The sequence below is a fragment of the Rhizobium sp. NLR10b genome (assembly GCF_019685435.1).
Lineage (GTDB): Bacteria > Pseudomonadota > Alphaproteobacteria > Rhizobiales > Rhizobiaceae > Rhizobium.
The window spans coordinates 34,305-51,384 of record NZ_JABDWV010000007.1; the positions used below are offsets into that span (position 1 = coordinate 34,305).

At 60.8% G+C, this 17,080-nt stretch carries 18 protein-coding genes and 1 tRNA gene; 7 read left to right on the plus strand and 12 right to left on the minus strand.

Annotated features, from left to right (window positions below; translation table 11 throughout):
- Window positions 1–78: 78 nt before the first annotated feature.
- Window positions 79–855, minus strand: a complete 777-nt coding sequence (locus tag HJB91_RS12855) for a competence/damage-inducible protein A (RefSeq protein ID WP_221154904.1) — start codon at window positions 853–855, stop codon at window positions 79–81.
- 251 nt (window positions 856–1,106) lie between these two features.
- Here HJB91_RS12855 and HJB91_RS12860 point away from each other — a divergent pair.
- Window positions 1,107–1,192, plus strand: a tRNA-Leu gene (locus HJB91_RS12860).
- Window positions 1,193–1,585: 393 nt separating this feature from the next.
- On the opposite strand, the gene HJB91_RS12865 is transcribed toward HJB91_RS12860, so the two are convergent.
- Window positions 1,586–1,960: a VanZ family protein gene (locus tag HJB91_RS12865; RefSeq protein ID WP_210628184.1), complete on the minus strand. Its 375-nt coding sequence runs from the start codon at window positions 1,958–1,960 to the stop codon at window positions 1,586–1,588.
- A 179-nt stretch (window positions 1,961–2,139) separates the two neighbouring features.
- On the opposite strand from HJB91_RS12865, the gene ilvA reads away from it, so the two are divergent.
- The 3 genes from ilvA to HJB91_RS12880 all read left to right on the plus strand — a co-directional run bounded on the left by ilvA (window position 2,140) and on the right by HJB91_RS12880 (window position 5,255).
- Window positions 2,140–3,390 carry a threonine ammonia-lyase gene (ilvA, locus tag HJB91_RS12870; RefSeq protein ID WP_210628183.1) on the plus strand — a complete coding sequence of 417 codons (1,251 nt, stop codon included), beginning with the start codon at window positions 2,140–2,142 and terminating at the stop codon, window positions 3,388–3,390.
- A 37-nt stretch (window positions 3,391–3,427) separates the two neighbouring features.
- Entirely contained in the window at window positions 3,428–3,754 is a 327-nt protein-coding gene (locus HJB91_RS12875) for an HlyU family transcriptional regulator (protein WP_210628182.1), read from the plus strand.
- 229 nt (window positions 3,755–3,983) lie between these two features.
- Complete coding sequence (locus HJB91_RS12880) at window positions 3,984–5,255, plus strand: diguanylate cyclase (protein WP_221154906.1); 1,272 nt, start codon at window positions 3,984–3,986, stop codon at window positions 5,253–5,255.
- A 188-nt stretch (window positions 5,256–5,443) separates the two neighbouring features.
- On the opposite strand, the gene HJB91_RS12885 is transcribed toward HJB91_RS12880, so the two are convergent.
- Window positions 5,444–6,220: an SDR family oxidoreductase gene (locus HJB91_RS12885; protein WP_221154907.1), complete on the minus strand. Its 777-nt coding sequence runs from the start codon at window positions 6,218–6,220 to the stop codon at window positions 5,444–5,446.
- A 106-nt stretch (window positions 6,221–6,326) separates the two neighbouring features.
- Between HJB91_RS12885 and HJB91_RS12890 the strand changes: the two genes are divergently transcribed.
- Window positions 6,327–6,902 (plus strand): TetR/AcrR family transcriptional regulator, encoded by a 576-nt coding sequence (locus HJB91_RS12890; protein ID WP_221154908.1) that lies wholly within the window; start codon window positions 6,327–6,329, stop codon window positions 6,900–6,902.
- Window positions 6,903–6,950: 48 nt separating this feature from the next.
- Here HJB91_RS12890 and HJB91_RS12895 read toward each other — a convergent pair whose 3' ends face one another.
- Window positions 6,951–7,565: an FMN-dependent NADH-azoreductase gene (locus HJB91_RS12895; RefSeq protein ID WP_064802027.1), complete on the minus strand. Its 615-nt coding sequence runs from the start codon at window positions 7,563–7,565 to the stop codon at window positions 6,951–6,953.
- A gap of 139 nt (window positions 7,566–7,704) precedes the next feature.
- On the opposite strand from HJB91_RS12895, the gene HJB91_RS12900 reads away from it, so the two are divergent.
- Complete coding sequence (locus HJB91_RS12900; RefSeq protein WP_210628178.1) at window positions 7,705–8,673, plus strand: LysR family transcriptional regulator; 969 nt, start codon at window positions 7,705–7,707, stop codon at window positions 8,671–8,673.
- A gap of 39 nt (window positions 8,674–8,712) precedes the next feature.
- Here the strand turns inward: HJB91_RS12900 and HJB91_RS12905 are convergent, their stop codons facing one another.
- From HJB91_RS12905 to HJB91_RS12920, 4 genes are all read right to left on the minus strand, one after another.
- Window positions 8,713–10,701, minus strand: coding sequence for a bifunctional 2',3'-cyclic-nucleotide 2'-phosphodiesterase/3'-nucleotidase (locus HJB91_RS12905; RefSeq protein WP_221146520.1), 1,989 nt, complete (start codon window positions 10,699–10,701; stop codon window positions 8,713–8,715).
- A 287-nt stretch (window positions 10,702–10,988) separates the two neighbouring features.
- Window positions 10,989–11,390 (minus strand): PilZ domain-containing protein, encoded by a 402-nt coding sequence (locus HJB91_RS12910; RefSeq protein WP_221122766.1) that lies wholly within the window; start codon window positions 11,388–11,390, stop codon window positions 10,989–10,991.
- A gap of 151 nt (window positions 11,391–11,541) precedes the next feature.
- Window positions 11,542–12,453 (minus strand): DMT family transporter, encoded by a 912-nt coding sequence (locus HJB91_RS12915; protein ID WP_221122767.1) that lies wholly within the window; start codon window positions 12,451–12,453, stop codon window positions 11,542–11,544.
- 72 nt (window positions 12,454–12,525) lie between these two features.
- Window positions 12,526–12,987, minus strand: a complete 462-nt coding sequence (locus tag HJB91_RS12920) for an Lrp/AsnC family transcriptional regulator (RefSeq protein ID WP_210628174.1) — start codon at window positions 12,985–12,987, stop codon at window positions 12,526–12,528.
- A gap of 156 nt (window positions 12,988–13,143) precedes the next feature.
- Here HJB91_RS12920 and ald point away from each other — a divergent pair, with 156 nt between their 5' ends.
- Window positions 13,144–14,262 (plus strand): alanine dehydrogenase, encoded by a 1,119-nt coding sequence (gene ald, locus HJB91_RS12925; protein ID WP_210628173.1) that lies wholly within the window; start codon window positions 13,144–13,146, stop codon window positions 14,260–14,262.
- A 16-nt stretch (window positions 14,263–14,278) separates the two neighbouring features.
- Here ald and HJB91_RS12930 read toward each other — a convergent pair whose 3' ends face one another.
- The 4 genes from HJB91_RS12930 to HJB91_RS12945 all read right to left on the minus strand — a co-directional run bounded on the left by HJB91_RS12930 (window position 14,279) and on the right by HJB91_RS12945 (window position 17,079).
- Complete coding sequence (locus HJB91_RS12930) at window positions 14,279–14,788, minus strand: DUF1203 domain-containing protein (RefSeq protein WP_210628172.1); 510 nt, start codon at window positions 14,786–14,788, stop codon at window positions 14,279–14,281.
- A gap of 101 nt (window positions 14,789–14,889) precedes the next feature.
- Complete coding sequence (locus tag HJB91_RS12935; protein ID WP_210628171.1) at window positions 14,890–15,450, minus strand: GNAT family N-acetyltransferase; 561 nt, start codon at window positions 15,448–15,450, stop codon at window positions 14,890–14,892.
- Between the two features lie 6 nt (window positions 15,451–15,456).
- Window positions 15,457–16,326 (minus strand): 3-mercaptopyruvate sulfurtransferase, encoded by an 870-nt coding sequence (sseA, locus tag HJB91_RS12940; protein WP_221122768.1) that lies wholly within the window; start codon window positions 16,324–16,326, stop codon window positions 15,457–15,459.
- A gap of 15 nt (window positions 16,327–16,341) precedes the next feature.
- On the minus strand, window positions 16,342–17,079 hold the full coding sequence (locus HJB91_RS12945; protein WP_138396748.1) for an alanyl-tRNA editing protein: 738 nt from the start codon (window positions 17,077–17,079) through the stop codon (window positions 16,342–16,344).
- Between the last annotated feature and the right edge of the window lies 1 nt (window position 17,080).

The following is a 17,080-nucleotide window of genomic DNA, read 5'->3' on the forward strand; positions in this document are numbered from 1 at the left end:
GCGCTGAAATGACGTGCGCGAGGGACGGAATGCACCGGACCGTTCTCCCGTTCCATGACGGGAATCAAGTCCAGTCCCTCAAGCCTCGGCAGAATGGTTTTTTGCGATCGCCTTGTTCCGGCCGATGGCGTCGATCATCGCATGCACCTCGGCGCCGGCTGCATCGATTGCCGGTTGCGAGCGGCCGCGCACGACGATCTCGGTCGAGAATTTCTGGCCGAGATAACGTGGGTAGGAACCGATGCTGGTGTCCGGATGCGCTTTCTGGACCGCGGCAAGCGGGGTGCCGATATCACCCTCGCCGTAAGGGCAGGCGATGGCGAGCGAGAGCAGCGGCGTGCCGGTGCGAAGCGTCGGCAGCACATTGTCGACCATGGCCTGAAAGACCTGCGGCACGCCGGCCATGACATAGACATTGCCGATGATGAAGCCCGGCGCCGTCGACACCGGATTGGGGATATGAACGGCACCCCGCGGCATGCGCGCCATGCGCTGGCGCGCCTCGGTGAAGTCCATCTCGCGGCGACGGTACATATCGGCCAGCAGGGTCATTGCCGCTTCGTCATATTCGCAGGGCAGGCCGAAAGCCTTGGCGATTGCATCGGCGGTGATGTCGTCATGCGTCGGCCCGATCCCGCCCGAGGTGAAGACGTAATCATATCGAGGGCGAAGCGCATTCAGCGCCTCGACGATCGCCTCCTCGTCGTCGGCGACGATGCGCACTTCCTTGAGATCGATGCCTGACAGGGTGAGCAGATCGGCGAGGTGGCCGATATTCTTGTCCTTGGTGCGGCCGGAAAGGAGTTCGTCGCCGATGGCGAGCATGGCGGCGGTGACGACGGTGTCATGGCTCATGGGATGTTCCGTGATGTGAGGCTGGTCAATAGGTAGCGCCCTCGGGCCGCTTTGCAAACACTCGCGCGTGATGCGGAAAAGTGTGAGCGGTTTTCCGACGATATCATGCTCTTTGGCACCGACCGATGCGTCTCTTTCGCGCTGAAATGCCTGCTCATTCATTCCGGGGCGCTGCCGGCAGAGCTGATCTTATTTTTACGCCCCACGGCTCTTCCCATAGTCGGTGACGCGAGATATTGAAAACGCCGCAAGCGGGCGTGGCGAAACTGGTAGACGCAAGGGACTTAAAATCCCTCGGCCTTAGGCTATACGGGTTCGATCCCCGTCGCCCGCACCAGCCTACGCTCTGTGAGCTTCGGCTCGGCGAGCCGAAGAGAGCAGCCAAGCGAAGGCTGTCGCGCCGTAGTTCCGTCGGGAACGAAGGCGGACTGGTTCGATAATGCCCCGGTTCGCTGCAACAATCTTTATAATCCTGTTTGAATATGCCTGTATATTGCGCGCAAAAAAGCGCGTTGTTGCTTGACAATGACATTTTCGGTGCAAGGATTGCGCCGCGGCGAGTAAGTGTTGTCTTGTGGGAGTAAGACGATGGTTTACGATTGGAGCGGGACCAGGGTTCGGCGCGTCCGGATCTTCAAGACGAGCGTCGCATTTGTTCTTGCAACTGCTGTGGCTGCGATACCGCTGTTTTTCTGGGCAATGGATTTGCCGGGTTTCTGATTCGCAATAATCAGCGTTCTGTGAAAGGCAGGCCGCTTGGAGCTCTGCTCTCGCGCCATCTGTTGATCACCCAGCCGGCAACGAGGCCGAGGGCGGCGCCCATGGCCTTGATGCCCGCGTCATGCAGGCGCGGATGGCGGGTCGGCGCGAAATACTGCAGATATTCGATGGCGACCGCCCCAACGATCAGCAGCACGGCCACCAGTTTCCACTGCTTCGGATAGGCGAGAGCAAAGGAGAGGCCGAGCAGAACATAGGCGGTGCCGCGGTCCGCATCGACCGTCGTCACCGTATTCGGTCTCAGCCCGATCGGCGAAACCGTGACAAACAGGATGAGGGCGAGCAGCAGCCAGGCGAGCGGTCTTGCGAATTTGAAGATCATCATCGCTCCATATAAGTGGCAGGCCTTTTCATTGACAGTTAAAATCAGTTCATCTGCCGCCGATTTTGCGATTGGCTTAAGAAAGGCTCTATGGGCTGGGCCGGCCGATCAGTGAACCCTTTCCTTTGGCCGCCGGCCTGTGCCATAGCGGCGGTGACCAATCATGAGAACGGACCACGCCCGTGACGAGACTTGAAGTCGAAAGCGCCGAAGAGGCAATGCGCAGCCTCTTTCCGGCAACGCCGCTGCAGCTCAATGACCATCTCTCGGCCCGCTACGGCGCCGACATATGGCTGAAGCGCGAGGATCTGTCGCCGGTGCGCTCCTACAAGATCCGCGGCGCCTTCAACTTCTTCCGCAAGGCGATCGGGCAGGGGGCGGCCGGCAAGACCTTCGTCTGCGCCTCGGCCGGCAACCACGCCCAGGGCTTTGCCTATGTCTGCCGTCATTTCGGCGTGCCGGGCGTCGTCTTCATGCCGGTGACGACGCCGCAGCAGAAAATCGACAAGACTCGCATGTTCGGCGCTGAATTCATCACCATCCGGCTGTTCGGCGACTTTTTCGACCAGTGCTATCAGGCGGCGCGCGAGCATGTCGAGGCGGTCGGCGGCGTCATGGTGCCGCCCTTCGACCATGCCGATATCATCGAGGGGCAGGCGACGGTCGCTGCCGAGATCATGCAGCAGCTGCCCGAGGGAACGGTGCCTGACATGGTGATTCTGCCGGTCGGCGGCGGCGGACTGGCCGCCGGCATCACCGGTTATCTCGACGGCATCGTGCAGAAATCGGCCTTCGTCTTCGCCGAACCGGCCGGCGCGCCGAGCCTCAGGCGCAGCATTGAGGCAGGCAAGGTGACGACGCTTGCCAAGGTCGACAACTTTGTCGACGGCGCAGCGGTCGCCCGCATCGGCGACCTGAATTTCGCCGCCCTTCGTGATTTCCCGGCAAGCCAAGTGCAACTGATGTCGGAAAACGCCATCTGCGTCACCATCCAGGAGATGCTGAACGTGGAGGGCGTCGTACTGGAGCCGGCCGGCGCCCTGTCGCTGACGGCGGTCGCTGCGATGGACGCCCAGGCAATCCGCGGCAAGAGCATCGTCGCCGTTGTCTCCGGCGGCAATTTCGATTTCGAGCGCCTGCCTGACGTAAAGGAAAGAGCCATGCGTTACGCAGGGCTGAAGAAATACTTCATCCTGCGGCTCGCCCAGCGCCCCGGGGCGCTCAGGGATTTTCTCAATCTGCTCGGCCCCGACGACGATATCGCCCGCTTCGAATATCTGAAAAAATCGGCGCGCAACTTCGGCTCGATCCTGATCGGCATCGAAACCAAGGCGCCTGAGAACTTCGCCCGGCTGATTGCGAATTTCGAAGCTTCCGGCATGGGTTACGAGGATATCACCGAGAACGAGATCCTCGCTAACTTGATCATTTGACTTGGCGATCGCAAGGCCGCCGTGCTAGAGACGCGTCATGGCTTCATTCTTTTCAAATCTCTTTTCGATGTTCTCCGGCGGGGCTAAACCAGCCTCGCAGGCGGCAGGCCCGTCCGGCGAGCCGCAGCTTTACGGCGATTGCACGATTTATGCGGAGCCGCGCAAGGAAGGCAGCCAGTATCGTCTGGCCGGCCGCATCGAAAAGAAGGTCGGCGACGAGGTGCTGGTGCGCAATTTCATCCGTGCCGATATGTTTTCCTCCTCCGACGATGCGATCGAATGCACGGTGCGCAAGGCGCAGCAGATTATCGATCAGCATGGTTCGTCACTCTTCAGCGATGGCGAGAAGATCCGTCAGGTCTGAAACCCGAATCCCGGCCGGGGGAGTTTTCTTGCTTTTCAAGTTCTGGTTCTGATCCCGGTCATGTGATCTTGCACACGCAATCTTAAAGGATTGCGGCGAAAGCTATCGCTTGCAGGATTTGCAGGGCCGCTCTTGTGCTTCAATTTTTCAGACGATCGATCAAGGGATCCGCTGCCGTTATCGCAGCGCCCGCCCGGCCGCGAAGGCGCCTCCCGGACGCCGCGGTGCCGTGATGGAGACTATCAACCTCGCGCTCTTCGTCGTCGAAGCCATTGCCTATTTCGTGCTGATGGTGACGCTTCTGCATTTCCGCCATCGGCTCGGCCTCGGGGTTTTTTTGACGGCGCTCGGCGTCATGCATTTCATGGAGACCTACCTAGCGGCGGTCTTTTACGTCTCGCTGCCGTTCGGCGACGTGTCCCCGGGGTCTTCGGTCTTCTTCTCCGGCAAGCTGATGATGATCCTGATGCTGTATCTGTGGGAGGATGCCGCGACGGTGCGCCAGCCGATCTACGGCTTGTTTCTCGGCAATCTGCTGACCGTCGGCATCGCCTGGGTGCTGCAGTTGCACCAGCCGCTGCAGCTGTCGTCGAACCACACGCCCGATGTCGATTTCCTGAAGGAGATGGGTTGGCTGATGATCTGGGGCACGGCGCTGCTCTACGTCGATTCGCTCGGCATCATTCTGCTCTATGAAAAACTCGGCGATTTCTTCCGCAGGCGTGTCGTTCTGCGTTTCATGATCTCCGGCTTTGTGCTGCTGACTTTCGACCAGGTTGGCTTCTTTGCCGCGCTTCACTATTTCCTCGACGTTCCGGTCGCCGTATTCTGGGGTGGCTGGAAGGCGAAAATGCTCTCCGTCTGCCTCTATGGGGCGATGTTTGCCGTCTATGAATATCGAATCCGCCGCCTTGGCGCCGACGCCGCCGCGCGCTCCATCAGCGACGTCTTTGGTGATCTCACCTTTCGCGAGCGCTATAACGATCTTCTGGAGCGCACCGGCCGCGATATGCTCACCGGCGTTTATGACCGCACGCGCATGGAACTCGAAGCGCCGCTGATGCTGCGGGAGGCCCTGAGGCAGGGGCTGTTTGCCACCGTCCTCATTATCGACGCCGATCACTTCAAGGATGTCAACGACGGTCATGGCCATCTTCAGGGCGACGAGGTGCTGAAGGCGATCGCCGCCCGGCTCGGCACGACACTGCGATCAAGCGACCGCATCTTCCGCTTCGGCGGCGAGGAATTCGTCGCCGTCTGCCCCGGCACAAGCCACGAAGAAGGGCTGCTCCTTGCCGACCGCCTGCGCTGGACGATCGAGACCAGCGTCAAAACACCGGATAACAAGCCGGTGACGGTCAGCATCGGCGTTGCCACAGCTGACGAGGACGGCATCAGCTTTACGACGGTGCTCACCGCCGCCGACGGCAGGCTCTACGCGGCAAAGAAAAGCGGCCGCAACTGCGTCGTCGGCCGCCCCGGTATGATGCAACCGAGTTAGAGCCTTTCCTGATTAGATTGAATCATTCTGTTGATCCAAACGGAGTGGGATGGTCGACCGGCCGGCGCGCGTCGTAGCCAGGCTCTACGGCCAGGCCGGCCGGTCGATCAGTTGGTCCGTTTCGGCCAACAATCCCGCAGATGCGCAGGGAGCGGGGGATGGGCAGGTGTTGCCAACCCCCACTTCAGTCAGGCGGCGCGGAAGATCTTGGCCCCGGAGGGTGCGCTCGTCATGCCGCCGTCGACGGTGATCTCGATGCCGGTGACATTGGCGGAATCGTCCGATGCCAGATAGAGCGCCGCCTTGGCGATTTCGTCGGCTTCGCTCATGCGGCCGAGCGGGCTCAGGCCGCCCATGCGAGCCTCGAGCGCCGACATCGCATCTTCTGTGGGTGCCATCGGCGACCAGATCGGTGTCTTCGTGCCGCCAGGAGTCACCTGGTTGACACGGATGCCGTGCGGCGCGAGTTCCGACGCCATATTGCGCGTCATCGCGCGCACCGCAGCCTTGGTGGCCGCATAGGCCGACCAGCCGGGAGCGCCGAGCACGGCATGCACCGAGCCGTTGAGAATGACCGAGCCGCTGTCGTTGAGATGCGGCAGGGCCGATTGCACGGTGAAGAACACTGCCGTCAGATTGGTGCTGATGATCCGATTGAACTGCTCCGGCGAGGTGTCACCGAGCGGTGTTGCGCCGCCGATGCCGGCATTGGCGAAGACGATGTCGAACTTGCCGACCTTTGCGGCAGCCTCCGCAAAAGCCTTCTCGGTGGCGGCGGCATCGGTGACATCGACCTTCAGCGCCAGCACGCCGGCCCCAAGCGCCTTTTCGGCGGCGGCAAGCGTTTCCGGGTTGCGGCCGGTGATCACCACCTTGGCACCCTCATCGATGAACACCTTGGCGGTTGCAAGACCGATACCGCTGTTGCCCCCGGTGATGAGGGCGACCTTGTTTCTTAGACGCATGATGCATGCTCCTCTTGGAAATGACAACGATCTGGATTATGATCGTTAGCTACAAGGATTATGATTGTAATCCATGTAAGTCAAGACGTAATACGGGGAGAATCCGATGGGACGTTCGCAACTGGAAAAACAGAAGACGCACGAGAAGATCGTCGAGACCGCTTCGAAGCGGCTGCGCGAGGAGGGGCTTGACGGTATCGGCGTCGCCGACCTGATGAAGGAAGCCGGGCTGACTGTCGGCGGCTTCTACAAGCACTTCGCCTCCCGCGACGATCTCGTCGCCGAGGCAGTCCAGTTCGCCTTCGATTCATGGAAACGCGGGCTTGAGGCCGAAGGAGTGAACCCGGCAGAGATGACCGCGGCGGATATCGCCGATCGTTATGTCAGCGCCTATCATCGCGACAACCCCGGCGATGGCTGCCCTTTTGCCGCACTGACCTCGGATCTGTCCCGCAGCGGCGAGAAGGCGCGGCGCATTGCGACGGAGCGGCTCGAACGCAATTTCGAGGCTTTGGCGAGCAAGGCCACGGGAGCAAATGAAGCGGAAAGACGGAGAAAGGCAATCATGGCTTTCGCGATGATGGCAGGCGGCGTCGGCCTTGCCAGGGTTTCCTCGGATGAGGCTCTTTCGGGCGAAATCCTGGAGACGATCCGGGATTTCGTCGCCGATATCGACAAATGACGAACGGCCGGCAGGTGCCGGCCGTTCGATGGAGGCTTCGAAAGCCGATCATGCGGCGAGTGCGATTTCCTCGACGCGCGACTTGGCGGCGCCGATGGCCTTTTCAGCGGCTTCCGGGCCAAAAGCCAGGCCTTCGACATAGATGGTTTCGATATCGGTGATACCGAGGAAGCCGAGAACCGATTTCAGGTAAGGCACGGCATGGTTCAGGGGAGCAGCCGGTCCCTGCGAATAGACGCCGCCGGAAGCAAGTACCACATAGACCTTCTTACCGGTTACGAGGCCGACCGGGCCGCTTTCCGTATACTTGAAGGTCACGCCGGCGCGGGCGACATTGTCGATCCAGGTCTTCAGCGACGAATAGATGTTGAAGTTGATCAGGCCGGTGCTGATGACGATCGTGTCGGCGGCAAACAGTTCGGCGACCAGTTCGTCGGAGGTCTTGATGGCTGCGATCTCTTCGGCGGTGCGGGCTTCCGCCGGCTTGCGGATCGCGCCGGTGAAGAGGTCGTCGATATGCGGCAGCGGGGTGGCGGCAAGGTCGCGGCGGACGACGACGCTGCCCGGTTTCTGGTTTTTCAGCTTCTCGGCGAGATCGGCGGCGATCGGCGTCGAGAGCGATTCGGCACGCGGGCTGGACGTCAGAAGAAGAATGGACGACATGGATCATTTCCTTTCGAATTGAACGGAACGGCTCGTTGCTGGGAGGTGAGCCGCGGTGTCGAACAGGAAAATAAGTCTGGCCTGCTATCGAAAAAACGGAGATAATGTCGATCGAAACTATCGATGGAATGGATGGAAGATGCTTCCGAACCCGACTCTGGACCAATTGCAGGTGTTTCTGACCGTTGCCGAGACCGGCAGCTTTTCGGCCGCTTCGCGCGCGCTGAATCGCGCACAGTCGGTCGTCAGCTATACGATCGCCAATCTCGAGGCACAGCTCGAGATGCCGCTTTTCGAGCGCTCCGGGGCGCGCCAGCCGAAGCTGACGGAAGCGGGCAAGGCGATGCTGGAGGATGCGCGACGAATTCTCGGCGACCTGCAGGTCATGCGGGCGCGCGTCAAGAGCCTGAAGGAAGGACTCGAAGCGGAGGTATCCGTGGCCATCAGCGTCATGGTGCCGTCGAAGGCTGTGGTGGATGTCCTCCACGAATTCCGTGAGATGTTCCCGTCCGTTTCCATGAACCTCAACGTCGGCGAACTCGGAATGGTCATGGATCTCGTTCTGAGCGGCAAGGCGACGATCGGAATTGGCGGAGCAGTCCTGAAGCAGGACGATTCGGTCGTCACGGAGCGGATCGGTCACTCCTTCATGATGCCCGTCGCCGCGCGCAACCACCCGCTGGCCGAACTCGATCGGCCGCTGACCCTCGGTGATGTCCGCGAGGAGGTGCAACTCGTCGTCACCGATGCGTCGGGTCGGACGAAGGGGCGCGATTTCAACGTCCTGTCCTACAAGACATGGCGCGTCAGCGATATCGCCACGAAGCATCAGCTCATCAAGAGCGGCCTCGGCTGGGGCGGCCTTCCAGCGTCCCTGATCCATGACGATCTCCTGAGCGGCACGCTCGTCCATCTCGATCTGGATGCTTATGAGCAGGGGGAGTACGCCATCTATTCGATGCGCCGGCTCGCCAATCCGCCGGGGCCGGCGGCCACCTGGATGATCGATGCCTTCCGCTCGCGGCTTACGCGTTGCCCGAGCCAGGCGGACTTGCACGCCCGGATTGCCGAATTGCGGGAACCTGTCGTGCCGCTCGCGGCCGAATGAGGAAGGCGCGGTTCCCGCGCCTTCCTCCAGATTCTGCCCTTAGAGAACCAGCCGGAACTTCGAGAAGCCGTCGGCACCGTCGCCGGCATCCTCGATCTTGACGCTCTTGACCGCGGCGAGGAACTGTTTTGCCTTGGGACCGCTTTCGAAGGTGACGGTCGTTCCCGGTAGCGGCTTGAAGGTCCAGTTCGCATCGGCCGACGGATTGATCGTACCCTGGTCGTGGACATAGCGGACGATGACGTCGCGATTGGTATCAGGTGCCTGGAAGATCACCTTGTCCGCTGCAATCTCGGGGAAACTGCCGCCGCCGCCGGCGCGGTAATTGTTGGTGACGACGACGAACTTCTGAGCCGGATCGATCGGCTTGCCATCGAAGGCGAGATTCTGGATGCGATTGGAGTCCGGATTGATCGTCTTGCCGGATGAATCATACTTCGGCGGCTGCGACAGGTCGATCTGGTAGGTCACCCCGTCGATGACGTCGAAATTATAGGACGGGAAGTCGTTGTTGAGCAGAGCCGCATCCTTCGAGCCGGCTTCGATGTGATTGAACATGCCGGCAGACATTTCGAGCCAGTTCTTCACCTGCGCGCCGGTGATGGCGACAGCCTGCACCGTGTTCGGATAGAGGTAGAGGTCGGCGACGTTCTTGATGGCGATATCGCCGGCCGGAACGTCGGTATAATAATCCGCGCCGCCTCGACCGCCGGCCTTGAAGGGAGCCGCGGCCGAAAGCACCGGCAGATCCTTGAATTCAGTGTCGGCGAGCATCTGCTTGATGTACCAGGTCTGGGCCTGGCTGACGACCTGCACGGAAGGATCGTCGGCGACGAGCGCGAAATAGGAATAGAGCGGCGCGGAGGTCTTGCCGACGGGCGTGCGGACGTAGGCGAGCGTCGCCGCATGCTCTGATTTGGCCGCCTCGACCACCTCTTTCTTGTCGGCGTAATCGGCGACGACTTTCTTCTTGTCGTCGCGATGATAGATCGGCCGTGCTTCCGAGGTGAAATCGACGATCTTCCAGCTGTTGCCGTCCTTTTCGAGCAGCAGGTCGATAAGGCCGAGATGCGAGCCCCAGAAGCCTGCCATCACGGCGGGCTTGCCATGCAGTGTGCCCTTGACCGGGTCGGCATTGGCGACGCCGTCCCAGCTCTTCGGGCCGGGGAAGACGAGATGCTGGTGACCGGTGAAGATCGCGTCGATCCCGTCGACGGCGGCCAGATGCAGTGAGGCGTTTTCCATCTTTTCGGACGGCGCGCTGCCGTCGATGCCGGAATGGGAAAGCGCGATGACGATATCGGCGCCGGCTTCCTTCATCGCGGGGACCCAGGCCTTGGCGGCCTCGACGATGTCGCGCGTCTGCGCCTTGCCTTCAAGGTTCTTGATGTCCCAGAGCATGATCTGCGGCGGTACGAAACCGATGAAGCCGATCTTGACCGGGCTTTCCTTGCCGGCACCGTCCTTGATCTGCTTTTCCACGATGACGTAAGGCTTGAAGAAGAGGTCGTCCCGCTTGGGGTCCGAGGCGAGCTGGCCTTTGGTCAGGTTGGCGCAGACGAAGGGGAAGTTGGCGCCCGACAGCACCTTGAACATGAAGTCGAGGCCGTAGTTGAACTCGTGATTCCCGAGCGTGCCGACGGTATAGCCGAGCGTGTTCATCGCCTTGATCACGGGATGGACGTCGCCGTCCTTCATGCCGTGCTGATAGGCCATGTAGTCGCCCATCGGATTGCCCTGCAGCACATCGCCATTGTCGATCAGCAGCGAGTTGACGGCTTCCGCACGGATATTGTCGATGATCGTCCCGGTGCGCGCCAGACCCATCGTGTCGTTCGGCTTGTCGGCATAATAGTCATAGGGGAAGACGTTGACGTGAATGTCCGTCGTTTCCATCAGCCGGAGATGCGCCTGGTTGGCGCTGGCACGCGCACTGAATGGGTGCAGCAGCACCAGGGCGGAGGTGGCGGCAAGGCCGCCAAGCAGGGAACGGCGGCTCATCAGGCCGACATCGAAAATGGAAGACATGGAAGCTCTCCTTTAAAGATCATGCATCGTCCGGCCCCTCAGCATTAGGACGATTTGGCGAGGAGTACACTGCGAAAATGACAGGACGGAAACAATCCGTGGCAAAGGCGAAATGGTTTTAAAACGCAACCTATAGCGAGATCTTCCGACTGAATCCCTCGGGCGCGGCGCGAGCAGCGTCGTCACTGCAAAGGGTCAAAGATTTCGGGCGCACCGCGGCCGGTGTGGTCGACAAAACGCAGGCGACTTACGGCGGCGATGTGCCTCGGCGCAAAGACGGTGCGGCCTTACGATTTCAGCGTCGACGTCGCCAAATGAGGTGGGCGGTCGCCGCTGGTCGCGGCTCTAAGCTGACGAACCGCCAGCACCGGCCGTATTTCCTTATGGAAAAAGCGGAAATAGGAAGAGACCTGTGCCCGCGAATTCGAATTCACATCGAACTGCACGCCGATGCGGCCATTGTGCTTCCAGCGGATGATGCCTTCGAGCAGTCCGATATTTTCGGCTTCGATGCGCACCTTGCTGCCGGAAGCGGCATGGAGTGGCGTCTTCGTCTCCAGGGCGGCGCCGGTCACCGACAGGTTGAGAATGCGGACATCCACTTCGCTGTTCAGATATTTGACGCTGCCGAAGACACGGCAGTTTTGCCGGTCCGCCTTTCGCGCGGTGATTTTCAAGTTTCGGGTCATGCTGTCTCCCTCGGATACAGTCGGAGAGCATAGCGCCCGAAAATTGAAATGGTTTTAGTGGCTTGGCTAAAATTGCAATGAAACGGTTGGCGTTACTGCAGGTCGCCAAGATGCGTGCAGCGATTCTGGAAAGCCAATGGTGTAAGACCCGCTAGCGCAGGTCGCCTGACTCCAATGCGACGCCGCGGGCGGTGGCCGTTCTGCGCGCCACCACATGTTCGCGCCAGACCGTGAAGATGCCGGCTCCAACCACGATTGCCGAGCCGACGATCGTGTTGAGACTGAGCGTCTCGCCATAGATCGTCACGCCGATGATCGAAGCGTAGACGAGGGACAGATAGGTCAGCGGCTGAACGGCGGCGGCATCGAGACTATCGTAGGCGCGGATCAGGAAATAATGGCTTGAAATGCTGGTCATACAGACCAGCGCCATCCAGCCCCAGTCGCCCGATGACATCCAGCTCCAGTAGAACGGCCCGATCAGCGTCATCGCGACGGCGCCGACGACACCGGTATAGAAAAAGCTGGTCGTCGAAGAATCGTCGCGGCTGACGAGGCGTGTGGCGATGACGTAGAAGGCGAAATTGAAACAGGAGGCGACGGCGAGAAGCAGCTTCACGTCGAAAAAATCGCCTTCCGGTTTCAGGATCAGCAGCACTCCAAAAAGCCCGGCGCCGATTGCCGCCCATCGCCGCCATCCGACTCGCTCGCCGAGGATCGGCATTGCCAGCAGTGCGATGAGGATCGGCGTCGCCGAAAAGATCGCCTGTGAACGGGCAAGGCCGATCACGGCAAAACAGGTGATGGCCAGAACCACCTGGACCGCGAGCAGCACACCGCGCGCCACCTGCAGGACGGGGCGTTTGGTACGGGCCGTCGCCTTGAGACCGCCGCGCATCTTCGAAGCGAGAATGACTGTGAAAAGCCCGAAGGCCCAGTAGCGGATCATCGTCACGAAGATCGGGGGATAGGTGGAAGCCAGGTGTTTGGAGATGGCGTCCTGCAGCGAAAAGATGGTCAGCGCCAGCAGGGCGAAAATGTAACCGTGTGTCTTCGATTTCATGACAGGCCAATAAGCGGGAGACGCCCGCGCGTGGCGAAAGTCTGGTCAGGCATTCGGGAAATAAGCAAGGCCTCAAAACCCTACATTCGGCCTGTCGATGATTTCTCTGAGCGCGAAACTCGAATTGATCTTGACCACATGGGGGAGGGCCGACAGCCAGTCGCGATGGATACGCTCATAGTCTTCGAGGTCGCGGGCAGCGACCCTGAGGATGTAGTCATATTCGCCCGACATCAGGTAGCAGACGAGCACGTTGGGACAGAGCTTCACCGCCGACTCGAACTCCGCCAACGTCTTGGCGAACTGGCCTGAGAGTGAAATATGCACGATGGCGATCATCTTGTAGTCGAGCGCCTTGTGCGAAAGCCGCGCATGGTAGCCGTCAATGACGCCGCTTCTTTCAAGAATGTCGAGCCGGCGCGAACAGGCCGAGGGGGAAAGTCCGATCCGCTCGGCGAGCTCGGCATTGGTGATGCGGGCATTGGCCTGCAAAACCTTCAGAATCGCAAGATCGATGGTGTCAAGGTTGACCATTCGAAGAACCTTCGAAAACAAGAGTTAGTGACGCAATAATCACCGAAAAATCGCATCTGCGCAAACCGTCTTTGCAAGGACATTTCGCAGCCTTGATGGTTGGATCGGTTGCAGAGGAGATCCGCGACCGCGGAGACAGAAGGAGAGGAACGCGAAATGCGTGTCGGTTGCCCGAAGGAAATCAAGAATCATGAATATCGCGTCGGCCTGACGCCTGCTTCGGTGCGCGAATATGTGGCTCATGGCCACGAGGTCTGGGTGGAAACCAAGGCGGGTGCCGGCATCGGTGCAGATGATGCCGCCTATGCCGCGGCCGGCGCGAAGATTGCCGCCTCCGCCAAGGATATTTTCGAAAAGTGCGACATGATCGTCAAAGTCAAGGAGCCGCAGCCCTCCGAATGGGAGCAGCTTCGCGATGGTCAGCTGCTCTACACCTATCTGCATCTGGCGCCCGATCCCGATCAGACCAAAGGTCTTCTCGCCTCCGGCGTCACCGCCATCGCCTATGAGACGGTGACCGACGAGCGCGGCGGCCTGCCGCTGCTGGCGCCGATGTCCGAAGTCGCCGGGCGCCTGTCTATCCAGGCGGGAGCGACAGCCTTGCAGAAGGCCAATGGCGGTCTCGGTGTCCTGCTCGGCGGCGTGCCCGGCGTGCTGCCGGCCAAGGTCGCAGTCATCGGCGGCGGCGTAGTCGGCCTGCATGCCGCCAGAATGGCCGCCGGACTCGGCGCCGATGTCAGCATCCTCGATAAATCCCTGCCGCGCCTGCGTCAGCTCGATGACATTTTCGCCGGCCGTGTCCACACCCGTTATTCCAGCATTCAGGCGCTCGAGGAGGAGGTCTTCTCGGCCGATCTCATCATCGGCGCTGTGCTGATCCCGGGTGCTGCCGCTCCGAAGCTCGTTACCCGTGAGATGCTGTCCGGCATGAAGAAGGGCGCCGTCATTGTCGACGTCGCCATCGACCAGGGCGGCTGCTTCGAAACCTCGCATGCGACGACGCATTCCGATCCGACTTATGAGGTCGAGGGCGTGGTGCATTATTGCGTCGCCAACATGCCCGGCGCAGTACCGGTCACGTCGGCGCATGCGCTGAACAACGCCACGCTGGTCCACGGGCTTGCGCTTGCCGACCGCGGCCTGCGCGCCATCACCGAAGATAAGCACCTGAGGAACGGCCTCAACGTGCACAAGGGCCGCATCACCAACAAGCCGGTCGCCGAGGCGCTCGGTTACGAAGCCTTCGCGCCGGAAAGCGTGCTCAACGTCGCGTAAGCTATCTGGCCCAAGGTCACGTAAAGGCGCCGGTCTCTATCAGGGCCGGCGCCTTTACCTTGTCGATCCGACACTGGAAGCAATTGTTTCGTGCCGAACGCACATGGACATAGGCGATGTCGGCTCGTGCCAGCAGTGTCTCGGCATAGGCCGGAATTTGGTCGAAATCGGTCACCGCGCCGGTGCCGTAGACGATGCGATCATTCGTACTGTAGCCGCGGACGATGAAATTGGGGCTCATCGTCAGCATCGGCGGTTGGACCTCCTCGGCGGCGTAGCGTCGGCAGACTTGTTTATGCAGGAAGACCGGCCCGGTTTCGGCATAGGGCTGCAGCGCCGGAAAGGGCCGGTAGGCGAAAACCAGCAGTTCCTCGCCTTCTTCGATATTCTGCAGGCAATGGCGGCAGGGGTTGCCGTCACCGTCTGATATCATCGTCTCGGGCAGGTTGTCATAGGCATCACGGCCACCGTTCCAGAGGGCATCGGCATCGGCGGTCGGCATAGCGGCAAAACGAATGACGGTCATGACAAATCTCCTTTGTGATTGCCATGAAATTGCACCTGGACGAGCGTGCAAACCACCCGTTTCTTGCACGCAGACAGCCCTTGGACGAGCAAATCAAACCTTCAGCTTTTCCGCGCAAGCTCCAGCAGTTCCTTGTCACTCAGCGGCCGCACAATGCCGGTGCCTGTGGACACAGGGGAGAAGCCGTACATCTGATAGAGCTGCAGTGCGCGCGGATGGTCGAGATTATTGGTGGTCGTGGTGACGCGCTTCGGATCGAGCGCCCAGATCGCATAGAGCGCCTGCAGCAGAAACCATTTGCCGATGCCAAGCCCGAGCGCATGTTCGATCAGGCCGAAATGGCTAAGTTCGATCGTCTCCTCGTCCTCGCAGAAATACTCGTAGAATCCAGCCGGCGCGCCATTCACGTAGAGGACGCTGATATTGTTGCGCTTGTCGTTCAGCGTTTCGGTGAGTTGCTCGTCGCTCATGCGCAGCCGGTCCACCCATTGCCAGCGCGCCCCCACCTGTCGGTAGAGATAGCGGTAGAAGGGCAGTGGTATGCCTGGCGCACGCATGATCGCCGTCTGGATATTGACGGGCACCGGCATGCTGGCCTTCGGCGCCGCTGTCATTTCAAGACGGGTGATATGAGCTTTGAGCGAAGCGGGTGTCTTTCCCATGGCGGTTCAGGCTTTGACCGGCGTCGGTGGACCGGTGACAACAGGGGTATCGTCACGGCTGCCCCATTCGCTCCATGAACCATCATAAAGCTTGTTGTCGTGATGGCCGAGGGATTCCAGCGCCAGCGTGATGATCGCGGCCGTTATTCCCGAGCCGCAGGAGGTGACGACCGGCTTAGAGAGATCAATCCCGGCCTTTTCGATCGTCTGCCTGAGTTCGGGTAGCGACTTGAACCGACCCTGGTTGGCGAAGACACCGGAGGGCAGGCTTCGGGCGCCGGGCATATGGCCGGAGCGCATGCCGGCACGCGGCTCGGGTTCGGTAGCGGCGAAGCGGCCGGCGCTACGGGCGTCGGCGATCTGCATCGCACCGCTCGAGACGATGTCACGCATGGTATCCAGCGTCACGACGCGGCTCTCGTCGAAGTCAGGCGTAAACGTCGTCGGGGCATAGCTGGGGGCCGCTGTTTCGAGCGGACGGCCCTCGGCCTTCCAGCCGTCGAGACCGCCGTCGAGGACGAAGACGTTCTTGGTGCCCATCACCCGGAACAGCCACCAGACGCGGGGCGAGGCAAACACGCCGATACCGTCATAGACGACGATGCGATGATTCTCGCTGATGCCGAGCTTGCCGACTTCGGCGGCGAAGTAATCGGGCGAGGGGATGGTGTGGGGCAAAGACGTCGAGTGGTCGGCGATCTTGTCCTGATCGAAGCGGATGGCCCCGGGAATATGGCCGGCCGCATATTCGGCATCGGCGTCGCGCTTCTGCGCCGGCAGGTAGAAGGAGGCGTCCAGCACGCGCAGATCCGGCTTGCCGAGCTCGGCCTGCAGCCAGTCGGCCGAGACGACGAAACGGCTCTTGCTCTCAGTCATTATGGTCTCCCCTTGTCAGGCTTCTTCGCCGGGCGTGCCGAATCGGATTCGGAAGCGCCGGTTCTCCTTGCCCTTCTTTTCGATCTTGGCGATATGGATCTGACCGACTTCCTGCGTCTCCGAGACATGTGTGCCGCCGCAGGGCTGGCTGTCAATCGAGGAGTTCTCGCCGATACAGACGAGACTGACCCGGCCGAGCCCCATCGGCGGGCGCACGTTCTTTGATTTGACGATGTCTGGGTTGGCCGCAAGCTCGTCGTCGGTAATCCATTGCAAGTAGACCGGATGGTTCTGGCCGACGAGTTCCATCAGCTTGGCCGTGACCTCGTCCTTGTCGATCGTCTCGCTCATGTCGAAGTCGACGCGGCTTTCTTCCTCGCCGACCGCGGCCCCGGTGATCGGATAGGAGCAGATGACCGACAGCAGGTGGCAGGCCGTGTGCATGCGCATCAGCCGGTAGCGGCGCGGCCAGTCGACATGCAGCACCAGCGTCTCGCCAACCTCCGGCCGCGGCTCGTTCTCGAGCGGCACGTGGATGATGACGTCCTTGCCGGCGCCGTGTTTCGTCTGGCCGAGTGCGATCTTGGTGCCGTCGGCGCGTTCAAGCTGGCCAGTGTCACCGGGCTGGCCACCCGAAGTGGCATAAAAGCAGGTCTGGTTGAGCTCGATGCCCCCGTCGTCGTGAACGGCGGTGACGACCGCCTCGCATGTCGAGAGATAGAAGTCGTCACGATAAAGGGCATTGACGGGCATC

Coding starts and splice junctions, on each gene's coding strand:
- HJB91_RS12900 (WP_210628178.1), top strand. CDS start 7,705: ATGCTTCCGAACCCGACTCTGGACCAATTGCAGGTGTTTCTGACCGTT.
- HJB91_RS12905 (WP_221146520.1), bottom strand. CDS start 10,701: ATGTCTTCCATTTTCGATGTCGGCCTGATGAGCCGCCGTTCCCTGCTT.
- HJB91_RS12895 (WP_064802027.1), bottom strand. CDS start 7,565: ATGTCGTCCATTCTTCTTCTGACGTCCAGCCCGCGTGCCGAATCGCTC.
- HJB91_RS12865 (WP_210628184.1), bottom strand. CDS start 1,960: ATGATGATCTTCAAATTCGCAAGACCGCTCGCCTGGCTGCTGCTCGCC.
- HJB91_RS12935 (WP_210628171.1), bottom strand. CDS start 15,450: ATGGGAAAGACACCCGCTTCGCTCAAAGCTCATATCACCCGTCTTGAA.
- sseA (WP_221122768.1), bottom strand. CDS start 16,326: ATGACTGAGAGCAAGAGCCGTTTCGTCGTCTCGGCCGACTGGCTGCAG.
- HJB91_RS12930 (WP_210628172.1), bottom strand. CDS start 14,788: ATGACCGTCATTCGTTTTGCCGCTATGCCGACCGCCGATGCCGATGCC.
- HJB91_RS12855 (WP_221154904.1), bottom strand. CDS start 855: ATGAGCCATGACACCGTCGTCACCGCCGCCATGCTCGCCATCGGCGAC.
- HJB91_RS12920 (WP_210628174.1), bottom strand. CDS start 12,987: ATGGTCAACCTTGACACCATCGATCTTGCGATTCTGAAGGTTTTGCAG.
- HJB91_RS12890 (WP_221154908.1), top strand. CDS start 6,327: ATGGGACGTTCGCAACTGGAAAAACAGAAGACGCACGAGAAGATCGTC.
- HJB91_RS12885 (WP_221154907.1), bottom strand. CDS start 6,220: ATGCGTCTAAGAAACAAGGTCGCCCTCATCACCGGGGGCAACAGCGGT.
- HJB91_RS12945 (WP_138396748.1), bottom strand. CDS start 17,079: ATGCCCGTCAATGCCCTTTATCGTGACGACTTCTATCTCTCGACATGC.
- HJB91_RS12875 (WP_210628182.1), top strand. CDS start 3,428: ATGGCTTCATTCTTTTCAAATCTCTTTTCGATGTTCTCCGGCGGGGCT.
- HJB91_RS12915 (WP_221122767.1), bottom strand. CDS start 12,453: ATGAAATCGAAGACACACGGTTACATTTTCGCCCTGCTGGCGCTGACC.
- ald (WP_210628173.1), top strand. CDS start 13,144: ATGCGTGTCGGTTGCCCGAAGGAAATCAAGAATCATGAATATCGCGTC.
- HJB91_RS12910 (WP_221122766.1), bottom strand. CDS start 11,390: ATGACCCGAAACTTGAAAATCACCGCGCGAAAGGCGGACCGGCAAAAC.